Source organism: Escherichia sp. MOD1-EC6842, from assembly GCF_002965705.1.
Lineage (GTDB): Bacteria > Pseudomonadota > Gammaproteobacteria > Enterobacterales > Enterobacteriaceae > Escherichia > Escherichia ruysiae.
This window is the reverse complement of record NZ_PTRF01000019.1, coordinates 1-14,135: the sequence shown is the minus strand read 5'-3', so window position 1 is coordinate 14,135 and position 14,135 is coordinate 1. Positions and strand designations below refer to the sequence as shown.

The following is a 14,135-nucleotide window of genomic DNA, read 5'->3' as shown; positions in this document are numbered from 1 at the left end:
GGATAAACGGTAAAAGACGGCGCTATGTGGATTGGCATAATTAGCCTGTTTCCTGAAATGTTCCGCGCAATTACCGATTACGGGGTAACTGGCCGGGCAGTGAAAAATGGCCTGCTGAGCATCCAGAGCTGGAGTCCACGTGACTTCACGCATGACCGGCACCGTACCGTGGACGATCGTCCTTACGGCGGCGGACCGGGGATGTTAATGATGGTGCAACCTTTACGGGACGCCATTCATGCAGCAAAAAGCGCGGCGGGTGAAGGCGCTAAGGTGATCTATCTGTCACCACAGGGGCGCAAGCTTGATCAAGCGGGCGTCAGCGAACTGGCAACGAATCAAAAATTGATTTTGGTGTGCGGTCGCTACGAAGGTATAGATGAGCGCGTGATCCAAACCGAAATTGACGAAGAATGGTCAATCGGCGATTACGTTCTCAGCGGTGGTGAGTTACCAGCAATGACGCTGATTGACTCCGTTTCCCGGTTTATTCCGGGGGTACTGGGACATGAAGCCTCGGCAACGGAAGATTCCTTTGCTGAAGGATTGCTGGATTGCCCGCACTATACGCGGCCTGAGGTGTTAGAAGGGATGGAAGTTCCGTCAGTGTTACTGTCGGGAAACCATGCCGAGATACGTCGCTGGCGTTTGAAACAGTCGCTGGGCCGTACCTGGCTTAGAAGACCTGAACTTCTGGAAAACCTGGCTCTGACTGAAGAGCAAGCAAGGTTGCTGGCGGAGTTCAAAAAGGAACACGCACAACAGCAACATAAACATGATGGGATGGCGTAAGCCCCCGAGATATCAGTTTACCCAGGATAAGAGATTAAATTATGAGCAACATTATTAAGCAACTTGAACAAGAGCAGATGAAGCAGGACGTACCTTCCTTCCGTCCGGGTGATACCGTGGAAGTGAAAGTATGGGTTGTTGAAGGTTCCAAAAAACGTCTGCAGGCATTCGAGGGCGTGGTTATCGCTATTCGTAACCGCGGTCTGCACTCTGCATTCACTGTTCGTAAAATTTCCAACGGCGAAGGCGTTGAGCGTGTCTTCCAGACTCACTCTCCGGTAGTTGACAGCATTTCTGTCAAACGTCGTGGTGCTGTTCGTAAAGCTAAACTGTACTACCTGCGTGAGCGTACTGGTAAGGCTGCTCGTATCAAAGAGCGCCTCAACTAAGATTTCGCTTAAGCGACATCCTGTTAAGAAGGGCTGGCCAATTGGCTGGCCCTTTTTTTATCTACTGAAATTGTATTTAAGGCGCACTAATTACCACCGCAACGCGGCGGTTTTCAGCCCGGCCCTGTGCTGTCTTGTTGCTGGCAATAGGATATTTTTTCCCTAAACCCTGAGTGGTGAGATTGCTGCGCGGAATCTGTCCACCCTCGGCCCAGGCATCGGCGACGACATTCGCTCGCTTCAGTGATAAGGCTTCGTTGTAGCTATCTTCACCATAGTTATCGGTATGACCATCCATACGGGCATGTGTTAGCCCGGTAGAGGTCAGTTTTGCCGCCATAGTCTGGATTTGTTGCTGACTTTCCGGAAGCAGTTTGTAGTCATTTTTAGCAAACAGAATAGTGTCGGATAAGCCAAGCGACCAGTCACCGGCAGATTCAGTAAAACCATAAGACTGCATAGCAGCGACTTGCTCTGGGGTAAATTTGCCTTGTGGAGTCTGGCAACCAGCCAGTATCAGAGTGGAGAAAACCAGAGGTGCTACCAGTTGCTTTATCATGTAGATATTTCCTTGTTATTTCACCAGCTTTTCGGCGCGCTGATGTTTGGCCTGATACATATTACGATCGGCAAGCTCTTGTAATTTTTCCGCAGAAGCGTGTTCGCGAGTCAGAGCGTATCCAATACTTAAGGTCATACTGGTCTGGTGACCGTTATGGAGATCGAATGGGCGATGAAAGGTTTGTGTGAGAGCAGTACAAATACGCTGTACTTCATATTCTGACAGTACGCCATACAGAATCATGGCGAACTCATCGCCTCCTATACGGTACGCTTGATGCCGTTTCCCGCTAAATTCCATTAACCGTGTTGCTATCTCGATCAAGACCTGATCACCCGTCGCGTGACCCCATGTGTCATTGATATATTTAAAATTATCGCCATCAAGAAAAAGTAAGGCTGAGGTTTCCCGAACGGCAGAATCACTCATTAACGTATTGATGCAGTTGCGGAATGCAGCGCGGTTAGCCAGGCCGGTTAACGGATCATGCAGGGCAGTACGTAAGAGTTGCGCATTTTTTGCCTGTAAACGAAGCTGCCACTCTTCCATTTCATCCAGCAGACTATTGAAGTCGAGAGCAAAGCGGTGAAATTCTTCGATACGCTCTTCCGAAACTCGTCGGGAAAAATTGCGGTTGGATCGCACATCATGAACTACATCAGTAATGTTTTTTAGCGCCTCCACCAGTCCGTTATGCAAATGGCGGGTGAGGGTGATTGCAATGCCTGATGCCAGCAGAATACAACCGGTAAGCACAGCGAGTGAAAACCAGATGAAATGGCTGATTGAACTGTCGCGAGCGGTTAACTGAACTTCGCCGATGATTTTTCCGTTGTGGCGAATGGGCTGAATTACCGGTGCGGGAAAGAGCCAGTGGCTAATGAAATTGCTGAATCTATCTCCCGGTTCTCTGGCTGTGTAGCGCCAGGATGCAATGATATTTTGCTGATTATCACGTACTTCAGCGGTTGAAAATTGACCTTGCTGCCCTAGTGCGGCCAGGGTTTCTGTCGCTGCCGAACCATCGGCAAAAACGACCGCTGCTTCCAGACTATAAGTCATGGTTGCTGCGGTGAGCGCCAGGTTTTTTTGTGCGTATTGTTTCAGTGTCAGTACCGACGTCACGGAAAGCAGCAGCCAGATCAGCGTCATGGTGATAAAGATGCTGGTCATGCTGATGTTGCGTAATGCTCTTTTAAACGTTGGTCGCTTATTAAGAGAATTATCGTTATCCATCTTTTTTCTTCCGAGCGAGCATTAAGACATCCGGGTTGACCTTTACACCACTACGCGATAAGGCATCCAGGTTGACGGCAAATCTGACATCATTATTGTTGATAATCAGACAAAAGGCGCTGCCAATAATGCACTCTGCATTTTGTTCGGCAATTAATAATAACGCCTTAGACGGATATTGTTTGATTAATTCTATCTGGAATGTCGGTGATTCGTTGCCAAAATAAAAACCATTGCAGTCTGAAATCAGTGCTTCTTGTTTGCTGTGAATGATGACGGGCAGATAAGGTAAAGAAGTCGCGCCATTATCTTGTAGGGCGGTACTAAAACGTGAAGATGAAAAAATACATAGCTTTGGCGGGCCAGATAACGCTGGCCAACGAGTGTAGCTGACAATACCGGAAACCATCAGACGCACATTTTTCGCGGCGTTAGTGGTTTCCTGAGCGAGTAATGGTGCACTCGCCAGGAGGGGCATCAGCAGTAAAAATAACCGGTGGGAAAAACGCATTCAGGGATCCTCACCACCGTCGCTCGAAATGCATCGATAATTTTTTCAGAATGCTCATTAAAATATCATTCTTTTATGCGGGCGTCATCACGATGAGAATTAAAGTTTGAATGAGTTAAATCTTATGATTAATTTATTGAGGCGCTCCAGTTAATTCAATCGCATCGTGCTGGCATTTTCATCTGCCCCTTTTTGCCATGCTTCATGTAGTTGGTTGGCATTTTCAACATTGTTGCAGCTGGCAGGGAAACTTTTACCGGAAAGCCCTCTGGCATAAGTAAAATCGATTTGGCAGGTTTTCTTTTGTCCTTCGGCATATCCTTTAAGGTATACCCCCCGATCAGCCTGTGAATCGCTAAATGTATCGCGATCTTTTATGGCAATGCCAGATATAGCATCTTCCATACCAACATCATACCAGTCGGTGCTGGTTAAGTTTGGCGCGTGAGTATAAGGATCAATCTGGCAACCACTAACCACCAAAGCCAATAAGGAACCGATAAATTTTTTCATCATTTTCTCTCCTTTTTTCAAAGCATAGCGGATTGTTTTTAATGATGGTGTAAATTTATTTATACGAATTTTGTGGCTTGTAGCTTATTAAAATTGCATGTGTAAAGTAATATTTACGTAATTTGGATTGAAATCTTTACTAGCTGTGTTATCGTTACGTCATCCTCATTGAGGATCAACTATCGCAAACGAGCATAAACAGGATCGCCATCATGCAAAAAGACGCGCTGAATAACGTACACATTACCGACGAACAGGTTCTGATGACCCCGGAACAGTTGAAGGCCGCTTTTCCATTAAGCCAGCAACAAGAAGCCCAGATTGCTGATTCGCGTAAAACTATTTCAGATATTATCGCCGGGCGCGATCCTCGTCTGTTGGTGGTGTGTGGTCCTTGTTCCATTCATGATCCTGAAACCGCTCTGGAATACGCTCGTCGATTTAAGGCCCTTGCCGCAGAGGTCAGCGATAGCCTCTATCTGGTGATGCGCGTCTATTTTGAAAAACCCCGTACGACTGTCGGCTGGAAAGGGTTAATTAACGATCCTCATATGGATGGCTCTTTTGACGTCGAAGCCGGCCTGCAAATCGCGCGTAAATTGCTGCTTGAACTGGTGAGCATGGGGCTTCCGCTGGCGACGGAAGCGTTAGATCCAAATAGCCCGCAATACCTGGGCGATTTGTTTAGCTGGTCGGCAATTGGTGCTCGTACCACGGAATCGCAAACGCACCGTGAAATGGCATCCGGGCTGTCTATGCCGGTTGGTTTTAAAAACGGCACCGATGGCAGTCTGGCAACGGCAATTAACGCCATGCGCGCTGCTGCCCAGCCACACCGTTTTGTTGGTATTAACCAGGCAGGGCAGGTTGCGTTGCTACAAACTCAGGGGAATCCGGACGGACATGTGATCCTGCGTGGCGGTAAAGCGCCGAACTACAGCCCTGCAGATGTCGCGCAATGTGAAAAAGAGATGGAACAGGCGGGACTGCGTCCGTCTCTGATGGTAGATTGCAGTCACGGTAATTCCAATAAAGATTATCGCCGTCAGCCTGCGGTGGCAGAGTCCGTGGTTGCCCAGATTAAAGACGGTAATCGCTCAATTATTGGTCTGATGATCGAAAGTAACATCCACGAAGGCAATCAGTCTTCCGAGCAACCGCGCAGCGAAATGAAATACGGTGTATCCGTAACCGATGCCTGCATCAGTTGGGAAATGACCGATGCCTTGCTGCGTGAGATTCATCAGGATCTGAACGGGCAGCTGACGGCACGCGTGGCTTAAGAGGTTTATTATGGTTGCTGAGTTGACCGCGTTACGCGATCAAATTGATGAAGTCGATAAAGAGCTGCTGAATTTATTAGCGAAGCGTCTGGAACTGGTCGCCGAAGTCGGTGAGGTGAAAAGCCGCTTTGGACTGCCTATTTATGTCCCGGAGCGTGAGGCATCTATGCTGGCCTCGCGTCGCGCTGAGGCGGAAGCCCTGGGTGTACCGCCAGATCTTATTGAGGATATCCTGCGTCGGGTGATGCGGGAGTCCTACTCCAGCGAGAATGACAAAGGTTTTAAAACGCTTTGCCCTACGTTGCGCCCGGTGGTTATCGTCGGTGGTGGCGGTCAGATGGGGCGCTTGTTCGAGAAGATGCTGATCCTATCAGGTTATCAGGTGCGGATTCTGGAGCAACATGACTGGGAACGTGCAGCTGATATTGTTGCCGATGCCGGAATGGTGATTGTCAGTGTGCCGATTCATGTGACCGAACAGGTTATCGCCAAATTACCGCCTTTACCGCAGGATTGTATTCTGGTCGATCTGGCATCGGTGAAAAATGGACCGTTACAGGCCATGCTGGCGGCACATGATGGTCCGGTGTTGGGACTTCACCCGATGTTTGGCCCGGACAGCGGCAGTCTGGCGAAGCAGGTGGTGGTCTGGTGTGATGGACGCCAGCCGGAAGCATATCAATGGTTTCTGGAGCAAATTCAGGTTTGGGGCGCGCGGCTGCATCGGATTAGCGCCGTCGAGCACGATCAGAATATGGCGTTTATTCAGGCACTGCGCCACTTTGCCACTTTTGCTTATGGTTTGCATCTGGCAGAAGAAAATGTTCAGCTTGAGCAACTTCTGGCGCTCTCTTCGCCCATTTACCGCCTTGAGCTGGCGATGGTCGGGCGACTGTTTGCTCAGGATCCGCAGCTTTATGCCGACATCATTATGTCGTCAGAACGTAATCTGGCGTTGATCAAGCGTTACTATAAGCGTTTTGGCGAGGCAATTGAGCTGCTGGAGAAGGGGGACAAGCAGGCGTTTATCGACAGTTTCCGCAAGGTGGAAAACTGGTTTGGCGATTATGCGCAACGCTTCCAGAGTGAAAGCCGCGTGTTATTGCGTCAGGCGAACGACAGTCGCCAGTAGTCATCTTGTGCCGGGGAGGCATCACCCGGCACGATTTCATCACGCTGGGTCAACAGGCACTACATTCTCACTTGGGTAACAGCCTAATACCTTCATCGAACGGGTAATTTCACCTAACTCTTTCAATGCTTTTTGCATTTCCGCTGATTCAAGATTGGCCTGAATATCCAGATAAAACATCTCTTCCCACGGATTACCGTGAATCGGGCGTGATTCCAGACGGGTCATAATCAGATTATGGTTACGCAGTACCAGCAATGCTTCTACCAGTGCACCAGCTTGTTGTCCGGTCGCCATTAATAATGTGGTTTTTGCCGGAACCTGGTCAGACACGTTAATCGCTTTACGTGCCAGCACCACAAATCGGGTGAAGTTTTGTCGCTGATTTGCCTCAATACGTTCCAGTACCTGTAAACCGTACAAAGAGCCGCCTGCCTCGCTCCCCAGTGCAGCAACATGCGGTGATTTTGCCTGTGCAACCTTTTCCATCGCCGCAGACGTACTTTCGGTATATTCAATCTTCCAGTGCGGGTAACGATTAAGAAATTTACTGCATTGCTGGAACGGCTGTGGATGGCTGTAGACTGTGGTGATGGTTGATAAATCTGTAGTACCAGAAACCAGCAGGCAGTGATCGATGGTCAGCGTCATCTCGCCAACAATCGATAAGCTGGTATGTTGTAGTAGATCGTAAACGTCGTTTATGGCACCTGAACTGGTATTCTCAATCGGTACTACCGCATAGTCGGCCTGACCGGTTTCCACCTGATTAAAAATATCAGCAAATTTTGCGCAACCGCTTTCAATAAATTGTTCGAAATGGCGGGCAGCGTACTGACGTGCGGCAAGGTGTGAATAGGAACCTTTAGGGCCGAGAAAAGCAATACGTGCTGAATGTGGATTAATTTTATTGAGATGCTGCTGGAGCAGTGCCTGCTGAGTTAATACGGAATCTTCAATGATGAGCTGGAACAGGCGAGTAATGTAATGGGCGTCCAGATGGTGCGTTTTACCGAGCGTAATTAATCTTTCCAGTAAATCGCGTTCACGATCAATATCACGCACGGGGCGATGAGAGAGCAGTTTGGCTTTTCCCACCTCGACAGCCAGTTCACGCCGCTCTGCCAGTAACGCCAGTAATTTTTCATCCAGCGCGCTGATTTTCTCGCGCAGCGCCAGTAATGGGTTTTCCGATGTCATAGTGTTGCCTTTTTTGTTATCAATAAAAAAGGCCCCCCGGTTTGGGAGGCCTTATTGTTCGTCTTCGCATTCTGTTTCACACGACGAAACGCCTCCCATTCAGGGGAAGGTAAAAAAGAATGCGAAGAAGAACGGCGTGTGTTTCATGTTTGTTTCCTTAAGCGACTTAAGTACAGTACCTGTACTGTTTTCACGCTGTCAACAAAAAACGCGCCCGAAGGCGCGTTGGCGATACACTCAATATAAAGGACTACTCTTCTTCAACTTCTTCGACGAAGTTGGCGTCTTTCACCGATGTTGCGGCACGACGTGCTTCGCCTTTGTGCTGCAGTTTATTGAGCTGCCGTTCCAGCTTGTTGATCAATTCGTTAATTGCGGTGTACATATCTTCATGTTTACCACTGGCAACCAGAACGCCGTTAGGTGTATTGATTGTGGCGTCAGCAACGAACCCTTGTGGCTCTTTGGACAAAATGATATGTGGATTAATCAGATGTGTTTGCCATTTTTCCAGTTTGGCGAGACGGTCTGCGACATGTTGGCGGATGGCCGGAGTAATTTCCATTTGTTTGCTGGTAATGTTCATTGTCATAAATTTTACCTCTTGTCTTCCCGTCTTGGTGAATTCAGCATACCGTTCCTGATGTCAAAATGTGTGATGGAAATCTCATAATTTTGTCACTTTTTGTCAATGAGGCTTTTTTGTGAGAAATCGCAGGAAGAGGTGTTTTTTTACTTGAGGAATATCTCAAAGCGAGCCATATTTGATGAGATCGGTAGTGACTAAATCGCTTCAGTTTCACAACTGACAGAATAAAAAAACGGCAGCTCAAGGGCTGCCGTTTTGTGTTTCAGATTTCTGTTATGTATTGCTGCTGTTTGCGGCGATGATTTTCGCTACTTTTTCAGCTTGCGCATTCATCTGCATCTGACGGTATGCATTTTCCATCAGCGGCAGCGCATCACGCGTAGCCTGGGTATCCGGGTAGTCGCGCAACATGCCTTCTACACGGTTAACGACGGCAACCCATGCACCACGTTCTGTATAGTACTCAGCAACGGAGTATTCATATTTCGCCAGACGATCTTTCAGGAATACCAGACGTTTGGTGGCATCGGTGGTGTACTGACTGTTTGGATAGCCGCGAACCAATTTGGAAAAGTCACTAAACGCAGCTCGTGCATGTTGAGGATCGCGATCGCTACGGTCAACGCCAAAGAACCCTTGCAGCGCACTGTCATCCAGCGCCATATTGGTCAGGCCACGCATGTACATGACATAATCGATATTCGGATGGGTCGGGTTGAGGCGAATAAAACGATCGATGGCAGCCTGTGCTAACGGCAAATCGGCGTTTTTATAGTAGGCGTAGATGAGATCCAGCTGCACCTGCTGCGAATACGGACCAAACGGATAGCGATTATCTAACGCTTCCAGTTGCGTTATTGCCTGTCTCCAGTTACCGTCCTGCAGCTTTTGTTGTGCAGTCGCGTAAATTTCATTTGGCGGATTATCAGGTACTTCTTCCTTTGACCCCGAGCAACCCGCCAAAAACAGGCTTAGTGTGGCGGCTGCCACCAGATATTTCATGCGCGTCATGACGTTTTGACTTTCCTCAAAATGTAATACGGGAGATTCTCTGTTCCTGCTCCCGGTTAAGACCAGCTACAATAGCACACTATATTAAACGGCAAAGCCGTAAAACCCCAACGATAAACGAAGAAGCAGTATATATGGCACAACGAGTACAGCTCACTGCAACGGTGTCCGAAAACCAACTCGGTCAACGCTTAGATCAGGCTTTGGCCGAAATGTTCCCGGATTATTCACGTTCGCGGATAAAAGAATGGATCCTCGACCAGCGCGTGCTGGTTAACGGCAAAGTTTGTGATAAGCCGAAAGAAAAAGTATTGGGTGGCGAGCAAGTTGCCATCAACGCTGAGATTGAAGAAGAAGCGCGTTTTGAACCGCAGGATATCCCGCTGGATATCGTCTATGAAGATGACGATATCATCGTCATCAATAAACCGCGCGACCTGGTGGTACATCCTGGCGCGGGTAACCCGGATGGCACGGTACTGAATGCATTGCTTCATTATTATCCGCCCATTGCCGATGTACCGCGTGCGGGCATTGTCCATCGTCTGGATAAAGACACTACTGGCCTGATGGTTGTGGCAAAAACCGTTCCGGCTCAGACGCGTTTAGTCGAATCTTTGCAACGGCGTGAAATTACTCGTGAGTACGAAGCGGTGGCGATTGGTCATATGACCGCAGGTGGCACGGTGGACGAGCCAATCAGTCGCCACCCGACCAAACGTACCCATATGGCGGTGCATCCAATGGGCAAACCAGCGGTGACTCACTATCGCATCATGGAACACTTCCGTGTGCACACGCGTCTGCGGTTGCGTCTGGAAACTGGACGTACGCACCAGATCCGCGTGCATATGGCCCATATCACTCATCCGCTGGTGGGCGATCCGGTTTATGGTGGCCGTCCGCGTCCGCCAAAAGGTGCTTCGGAAGCGTTTATCTCCACGCTGCGTAAGTTTGACCGCCAGGCGCTACATGCAACCATGCTGCGTCTTTATCACCCAATCTCCGGTATCGAAATGGAATGGCATGCGCCTATTCCACAAGATATGGTGGAGCTGATTGAGGTGATGCGCGCCGATTTCGAAGAGCATAAGGATGAAGTGGACTGGTTATGAGTAAACTGATTGTCCCGCAGTGGCCGCTGCCAAAAGGTGTTGCGGCCTGTAGCTCTACTCGTATCGGCGGCGTGAGCTTGCCGCCGTATGACTCGCTCAACCTCGGTGCCCATTGTGGCGATAACCCGGATCACGTTGAGGAGAATCGCAAGCGACTTTTTGCTGCGGGCAATTTGCCTTCAAAACCGGTCTGGCTTGAGCAGGTACACGGCAAAGATGTGCTTAAGCTTACTGGCGAACCCTATGCTTCAAAACGAGCGGATGCCTCTTATAGCCACACGCCCGGTACGGTTTGTGCTGTGATGACTGCCGACTGCCTGCCCGTGCTGTTTTGTAATCGTGCGGGAACGGAAGTCGCCGCCGCTCATGCTGGCTGGCGTGGACTGTGCGCTGGCGTGCTGGAAGAGACGGTTTCCTGTTTTGCTGATAATCCCGAAAACATTCTCGCCTGGTTAGGGCCGGCAATTGGTCCACGCGCGTTTGAAGTGGGGGCGGAGGTTCGTGAAGCGTTTATGGCTGTAGACGCCAAAGCGAGCGCAGCTTTCATTCAGCATGGTGATAAGTTTCTGGCGGATATTTATCAGCTTGCCCGGCAGCGTCTGGCGAGCGTTGGTGTTGAGCAGATTTTCGGCGGCGACCGTTGTACATATACGGAAAATGAGACTTTCTTCTCTTATCGTCGCGACAAGACTACGGGTCGTATGGCAAGTTTCATTTGGCTGATATAACCTAAAGAATCAAGACGATCCGGTACGCGTGATTTTCTTTTCACATTAATCTGGTCAATAACCTTGAATAATTGAGGGATGACCTCATTTAATCTCCAGTAGCAACTTTGATCCGTTATGGGAGGAGTTATGCGTCTGGATCGTCTTACTAATAAATTCCAGCTTGCTCTTGCCGATGCCCAATCACTTGCACTCGGGCACGACAACCAATTCATCGAACCACTTCATTTAATGAGCGCCCTGCTGAATCAGGAAGGGGGTTCGGTTAGTCCTTTATTAACATCCGCTGGCATTAATGCTGGCCAGTTGCGCACAGATATCAATCAGGCATTAAATCGTTTACCGCAGGTTGAAGGTACTGGTGGTGATGTCCAGCCATCACAGGATCTGGTGCGCGTTCTTAATCTTTGCGACAAGCTGGCGCAAAAACGTGGTGATAACTTTATCTCGTCAGAACTGTTCGTTCTGGCGGCACTTGAGTCTCGCGGCACGCTGGCCGACATCCTGAAAGCAGCAGGGGCGACCACCGCCAACATTACTCAAGCGATTGAACAAATGCGTGGAGGTGAAAGCGTGAACGATCAAGGAGCTGAAGACCAACGTCAGGCTTTGAAAAAATACACCATTGACCTCACCGAACGAGCCGAGCAGGGCAAACTCGATCCGGTGATTGGTCGTGATGAAGAAATTCGCCGTACCATTCAGGTACTGCAACGTCGTACTAAAAATAACCCAGTGCTGATTGGTGAACCTGGCGTCGGTAAAACTGCCATCGTTGAAGGTCTGGCGCAGCGTATTATCAATGGTGAAGTTCCGGAAGGGCTGAAAGGCCGCCGCGTACTGGCGCTGGATATGGGCGCGCTGGTGGCAGGGGCGAAATATCGCGGTGAGTTTGAAGAACGCTTAAAAGGCGTGCTTAACGATCTCGCTAAACAGGAAGGCAATGTCATCCTGTTTATCGACGAATTACATACTATGGTTGGCGCGGGTAAAGCGGACGGTGCAATGGATGCCGGGAACATGCTGAAACCGGCGCTGGCTCGTGGTGAGCTGCACTGTGTAGGTGCCACAACGCTGGACGAATATCGTCAGTACATCGAAAAAGATGCTGCGCTGGAACGTCGTTTCCAGAAGGTGTTTGTTGCCGAACCAACGGTGGAAGACACCATTGCTATTCTGCGTGGCCTGAAAGAACGTTACGAACTGCACCACCATGTGCAAATTACTGACCCGGCAATTGTTGCAGCGGCGACGTTGTCTCATCGCTACATTGCTGACCGTCAACTGCCGGATAAAGCCATCGACCTGATCGATGAAGCAGCATCCAGCATTCGTATGCAGATTGACTCAAAACCAGAAGAACTCGACCGACTCGATCGTCGTATCATCCAGCTCAAACTGGAACAACAGGCGTTAATGAAAGAGTCTGATGAAGCCAGTAAAAAACGCCTGGATATGCTAAACGAAGAACTGAGCGACAAAGAACGTCAGTACTCCGAGTTAGAAGAAGAGTGGAAAGCAGAGAAAGCATCGCTTTCTGGTACACAGACCATTAAAGCAGAACTGGAACAGGCGAAAATCGCTATTGAACAGGCTCGCCGTGTAGGTGACCTGGCGCGGATGTCTGAACTGCAATACGGCAAAATTCCGGAACTCGAAAAACAACTGGAAGCCGCAACGCAGCTGGAAGGCAAAACTATGCGTCTGTTGCGTAATAAAGTGACCGACGCCGAAATTGCTGAAGTGCTGGCGCGTTGGACGGGGATTCCTGTTTCTCGCATGATGGAAAGCGAGCGCGAAAAACTGCTGCGTATGGAACAAGAACTGCACCATCGCGTTATTGGTCAGAACGAAGCGGTTGATGCGGTATCGAACGCTATTCGTCGTAGCCGTGCGGGGCTGGCGGATCCAAATCGCCCGATTGGTTCATTCCTGTTCCTCGGCCCAACTGGTGTGGGTAAAACTGAACTTTGTAAGGCGCTGGCGAACTTTATGTTCGATAGCGACGAGGCGATGGTTCGTATCGATATGTCCGAGTTTATGGAGAAACACTCGGTGTCTCGTCTGGTTGGTGCGCCTCCGGGATATGTCGGTTATGAGGAAGGTGGCTACCTGACCGAAGCGGTGCGTCGTCGTCCGTATTCCGTCATCCTGCTGGATGAAGTGGAAAAAGCGCATCCGGATGTTTTCAACATTCTGTTACAGGTACTGGATGATGGGCGTCTGACTGACGGGCAGGGGAGAACGGTCGACTTCCGCAATACGGTGGTCATAATGACCTCTAACCTCGGTTCCGATTTGATTCAGGAACGCTTTGGTGAACTGGATTATGCACACATGAAAGAGCTGGTGCTCGGTGTGGTGAGCCATAACTTCCGTCCGGAATTCATTAACCGTATCGATGAAGTGGTGGTCTTCCATCCGCTGGGTGAACAGCACATTGCGTCGATTGCGCAGATTCAGTTGAAACGTCTGTACAAACGTCTGGAAGAACGTGGTTATGAAATCCACATTTCTGACGAGGCGCTGAAACTGCTGAGCGAGAACGGTTACGATCCGGTCTATGGTGCTCGTCCTCTGAAACGTGCTATCCAGCAGCAGATCGAAAACCCGCTGGCACAGCAAATACTATCTGGTGAATTGGTTCCGGGTAAAGTTATTCGCCTGGAAGTTAATGAAGACCGGATTGTCGCCGTCCAGTAATGATAAAACGAGCCCTTCGGGGCTCGTTTTTGTCTATAAGTTAGACGGAAAAGACTATATTTAAGATGTTTTGCTTGAAAAATGAGCGAACGATAAAGTTTTTTTATTTTTCGCTTGTCAGGCCGGAATAACTCCCTATAATGCGCCACCACTGACACGGAACAACGGCAAACACGCCGCCGGGTCAGCGGGGTTCTCCTGAGAATCCTGGCAGAGAAAGCAAAAAAATGCTTGACTCTGTAGCGGGAAAGCGTATTATGCACACCCCGCGCCGCTGAGAAAAAGCGAAGCGGCACTGCTCTTTAACAATTTATCAGACAATCTGTGTGGGCACTCGAAGATACGGATTCTTAACGTCGCAAGACGATAAA

At 49.4% G+C, this 14,135-nt stretch carries 15 protein-coding genes and 1 other annotated feature; of the genes, 7 read left to right on the top strand and 8 right to left on the bottom strand.

Annotation, left to right across the window (positions count from 1 at the left end; genetic code table 11):
• The first annotated feature begins 24 nt into the window (after positions 1-24).
• Positions 25-792, top strand: coding sequence for a tRNA (guanosine(37)-N1)-methyltransferase TrmD (trmD, locus tag A7Z29_RS18885; protein ID WP_000264784.1), 768 nt, complete (start codon positions 25-27; stop codon positions 790-792).
• 41 nt (positions 793-833) lie between these two features.
• On the top strand, positions 834-1,181 hold the full coding sequence (rplS, locus tag A7Z29_RS18880; protein ID WP_000065253.1) for a 50S ribosomal protein L19: 348 nt from the start codon (positions 834-836) through the stop codon (positions 1,179-1,181).
• 76 nt (positions 1,182-1,257) lie between these two features.
• Here rplS and A7Z29_RS18875 read toward each other — a convergent pair whose 3' ends face one another.
• From A7Z29_RS18875 to A7Z29_RS18860, 4 genes are all read right to left on the bottom strand, one after another.
• Positions 1,258-1,740, bottom strand: a complete 483-nt coding sequence (locus tag A7Z29_RS18875; protein ID WP_000595359.1) for an OmpA family protein — start codon at positions 1,738-1,740, stop codon at positions 1,258-1,260.
• A gap of 15 nt (positions 1,741-1,755) precedes the next feature.
• The gene (gene dgcN / locus A7Z29_RS18870) at positions 1,756-2,979 is read right to left on the bottom strand and encodes a diguanylate cyclase DgcN (RefSeq protein WP_000368159.1); all 1,224 of its coding nucleotides are present in this window, start codon (positions 2,977-2,979) and stop codon (positions 1,756-1,758) included.
• Positions 2,972-3,490, bottom strand: coding sequence for a YfiR family protein (locus A7Z29_RS18865; RefSeq protein ID WP_001212410.1), 519 nt, complete (start codon positions 3,488-3,490; stop codon positions 2,972-2,974). Before A7Z29_RS18865 ends, dgcN begins: the two co-directional genes overlap by 8 nt.
• 150 nt (positions 3,491-3,640) lie before the next feature.
• Positions 3,641-4,006, bottom strand: coding sequence for a DUF2799 domain-containing protein (locus A7Z29_RS18860; RefSeq protein WP_000976011.1), 366 nt, complete (start codon positions 4,004-4,006; stop codon positions 3,641-3,643).
• Between the two features lie 209 nt (positions 4,007-4,215).
• On the opposite strand from A7Z29_RS18860, the gene aroF reads away from it, so the two are divergent.
• Both aroF and tyrA read left to right on the top strand, forming a co-directional pair.
• Positions 4,216-5,286, top strand: a complete 1,071-nt coding sequence (gene aroF / locus A7Z29_RS18855) for a 3-deoxy-7-phosphoheptulonate synthase AroF (RefSeq protein WP_001168056.1) — start codon at positions 4,216-4,218, stop codon at positions 5,284-5,286.
• A 10-nt stretch (positions 5,287-5,296) separates the two neighbouring features.
• Complete coding sequence (gene tyrA, locus A7Z29_RS18850; protein ID WP_105290631.1) at positions 5,297-6,418, top strand: bifunctional chorismate mutase/prephenate dehydrogenase; 1,122 nt, start codon at positions 5,297-5,299, stop codon at positions 6,416-6,418.
• A gap of 39 nt (positions 6,419-6,457) precedes the next feature.
• On the opposite strand, the gene pheA is transcribed toward tyrA, so the two are convergent.
• The 4 genes from pheA to bamD all read right to left on the bottom strand — a co-directional run bounded on the left by pheA (position 6,458) and on the right by bamD (position 9,218).
• Complete coding sequence (gene pheA / locus A7Z29_RS18845) at positions 6,458-7,618, bottom strand: bifunctional chorismate mutase/prephenate dehydratase (protein ID WP_085461039.1); 1,161 nt, start codon at positions 7,616-7,618, stop codon at positions 6,458-6,460.
• Between the two features lie 22 nt (positions 7,619-7,640).
• Positions 7,641-7,766: a sequence feature (Phe leader region), on the bottom strand.
• The gene (gene pheL / locus A7Z29_RS18840; RefSeq protein WP_001386991.1) at positions 7,718-7,765 is read right to left on the bottom strand and encodes a pheA operon leader peptide PheL; all 48 of its coding nucleotides are present in this window, start codon (positions 7,763-7,765) and stop codon (positions 7,718-7,720) included. (Overlaps the previous feature by 48 nt.)
• A gap of 102 nt (positions 7,767-7,868) precedes the next feature.
• The gene (gene raiA, locus A7Z29_RS18835) at positions 7,869-8,210 is read right to left on the bottom strand and encodes a ribosome-associated translation inhibitor RaiA (RefSeq protein ID WP_000178456.1); all 342 of its coding nucleotides are present in this window, start codon (positions 8,208-8,210) and stop codon (positions 7,869-7,871) included.
• Between the two features lie 270 nt (positions 8,211-8,480).
• Entirely contained in the window at positions 8,481-9,218 is a 738-nt protein-coding gene (gene bamD, locus A7Z29_RS18825) for an outer membrane protein assembly factor BamD (RefSeq protein ID WP_000197686.1), read from the bottom strand.
• 134 nt (positions 9,219-9,352) lie between these two features.
• Between bamD and rluD the strand changes: the two genes are divergently transcribed.
• The 3 genes from rluD (at position 9,353) to clpB (ending at position 13,764) form a co-directional block, all read left to right on the top strand.
• Positions 9,353-10,333 carry a 23S rRNA pseudouridine(1911/1915/1917) synthase RluD gene (gene rluD, locus A7Z29_RS18820; RefSeq protein WP_000079097.1) on the top strand — a complete coding sequence of 327 codons (981 nt, stop codon included), beginning with the start codon at positions 9,353-9,355 and terminating at the stop codon, positions 10,331-10,333.
• Positions 10,330-11,061 carry a purine nucleoside phosphorylase YfiH gene (gene yfiH / locus A7Z29_RS18815; protein ID WP_000040123.1) on the top strand — a complete coding sequence of 244 codons (732 nt, stop codon included), beginning with the start codon at positions 10,330-10,332 and terminating at the stop codon, positions 11,059-11,061. The genes rluD and yfiH overlap by 4 nt, the downstream gene beginning before the upstream one ends.
• Before the next feature lie 129 nt (positions 11,062-11,190).
• The gene (clpB, locus tag A7Z29_RS18810) at positions 11,191-13,764 is read left to right on the top strand and encodes an ATP-dependent chaperone ClpB (protein WP_002431841.1); all 2,574 of its coding nucleotides are present in this window, start codon (positions 11,191-11,193) and stop codon (positions 13,762-13,764) included.
• Positions 13,765-14,135 lie beyond the last annotated feature (371 nt).

Coding starts and splice junctions, on each gene's coding strand:
- raiA (WP_000178456.1), bottom strand. CDS start 8,210: ATGACAATGAACATTACCAGCAAACAAATGGAAATTACTCCGGCCATC.
- rplS (WP_000065253.1), top strand. CDS start 834: ATGAGCAACATTATTAAGCAACTTGAACAAGAGCAGATGAAGCAGGAC.
- A7Z29_RS18865 (WP_001212410.1), bottom strand. CDS start 3,490: ATGCGTTTTTCCCACCGGTTATTTTTACTGCTGATGCCCCTCCTGGCG.
- trmD (WP_000264784.1), top strand. CDS start 25: ATGTGGATTGGCATAATTAGCCTGTTTCCTGAAATGTTCCGCGCAATT.
- pheA (WP_085461039.1), bottom strand. CDS start 7,618: ATGACATCGGAAAACCCATTACTGGCGCTGCGCGAGAAAATCAGCGCG.
- rluD (WP_000079097.1), top strand. CDS start 9,353: ATGGCACAACGAGTACAGCTCACTGCAACGGTGTCCGAAAACCAACTC.
- A7Z29_RS18875 (WP_000595359.1), bottom strand. CDS start 1,740: ATGATAAAGCAACTGGTAGCACCTCTGGTTTTCTCCACTCTGATACTG.
- dgcN (WP_000368159.1), bottom strand. CDS start 2,979: ATGGATAACGATAATTCTCTTAATAAGCGACCAACGTTTAAAAGAGCA.
- clpB (WP_002431841.1), top strand. CDS start 11,191: ATGCGTCTGGATCGTCTTACTAATAAATTCCAGCTTGCTCTTGCCGAT.
- A7Z29_RS18860 (WP_000976011.1), bottom strand. CDS start 4,006: ATGATGAAAAAATTTATCGGTTCCTTATTGGCTTTGGTGGTTAGTGGT.
- tyrA (WP_105290631.1), top strand. CDS start 5,297: ATGGTTGCTGAGTTGACCGCGTTACGCGATCAAATTGATGAAGTCGAT.
- aroF (WP_001168056.1), top strand. CDS start 4,216: ATGCAAAAAGACGCGCTGAATAACGTACACATTACCGACGAACAGGTT.
- yfiH (WP_000040123.1), top strand. CDS start 10,330: ATGAGTAAACTGATTGTCCCGCAGTGGCCGCTGCCAAAAGGTGTTGCG.
- bamD (WP_000197686.1), bottom strand. CDS start 9,218: ATGACGCGCATGAAATATCTGGTGGCAGCCGCCACACTAAGCCTGTTT.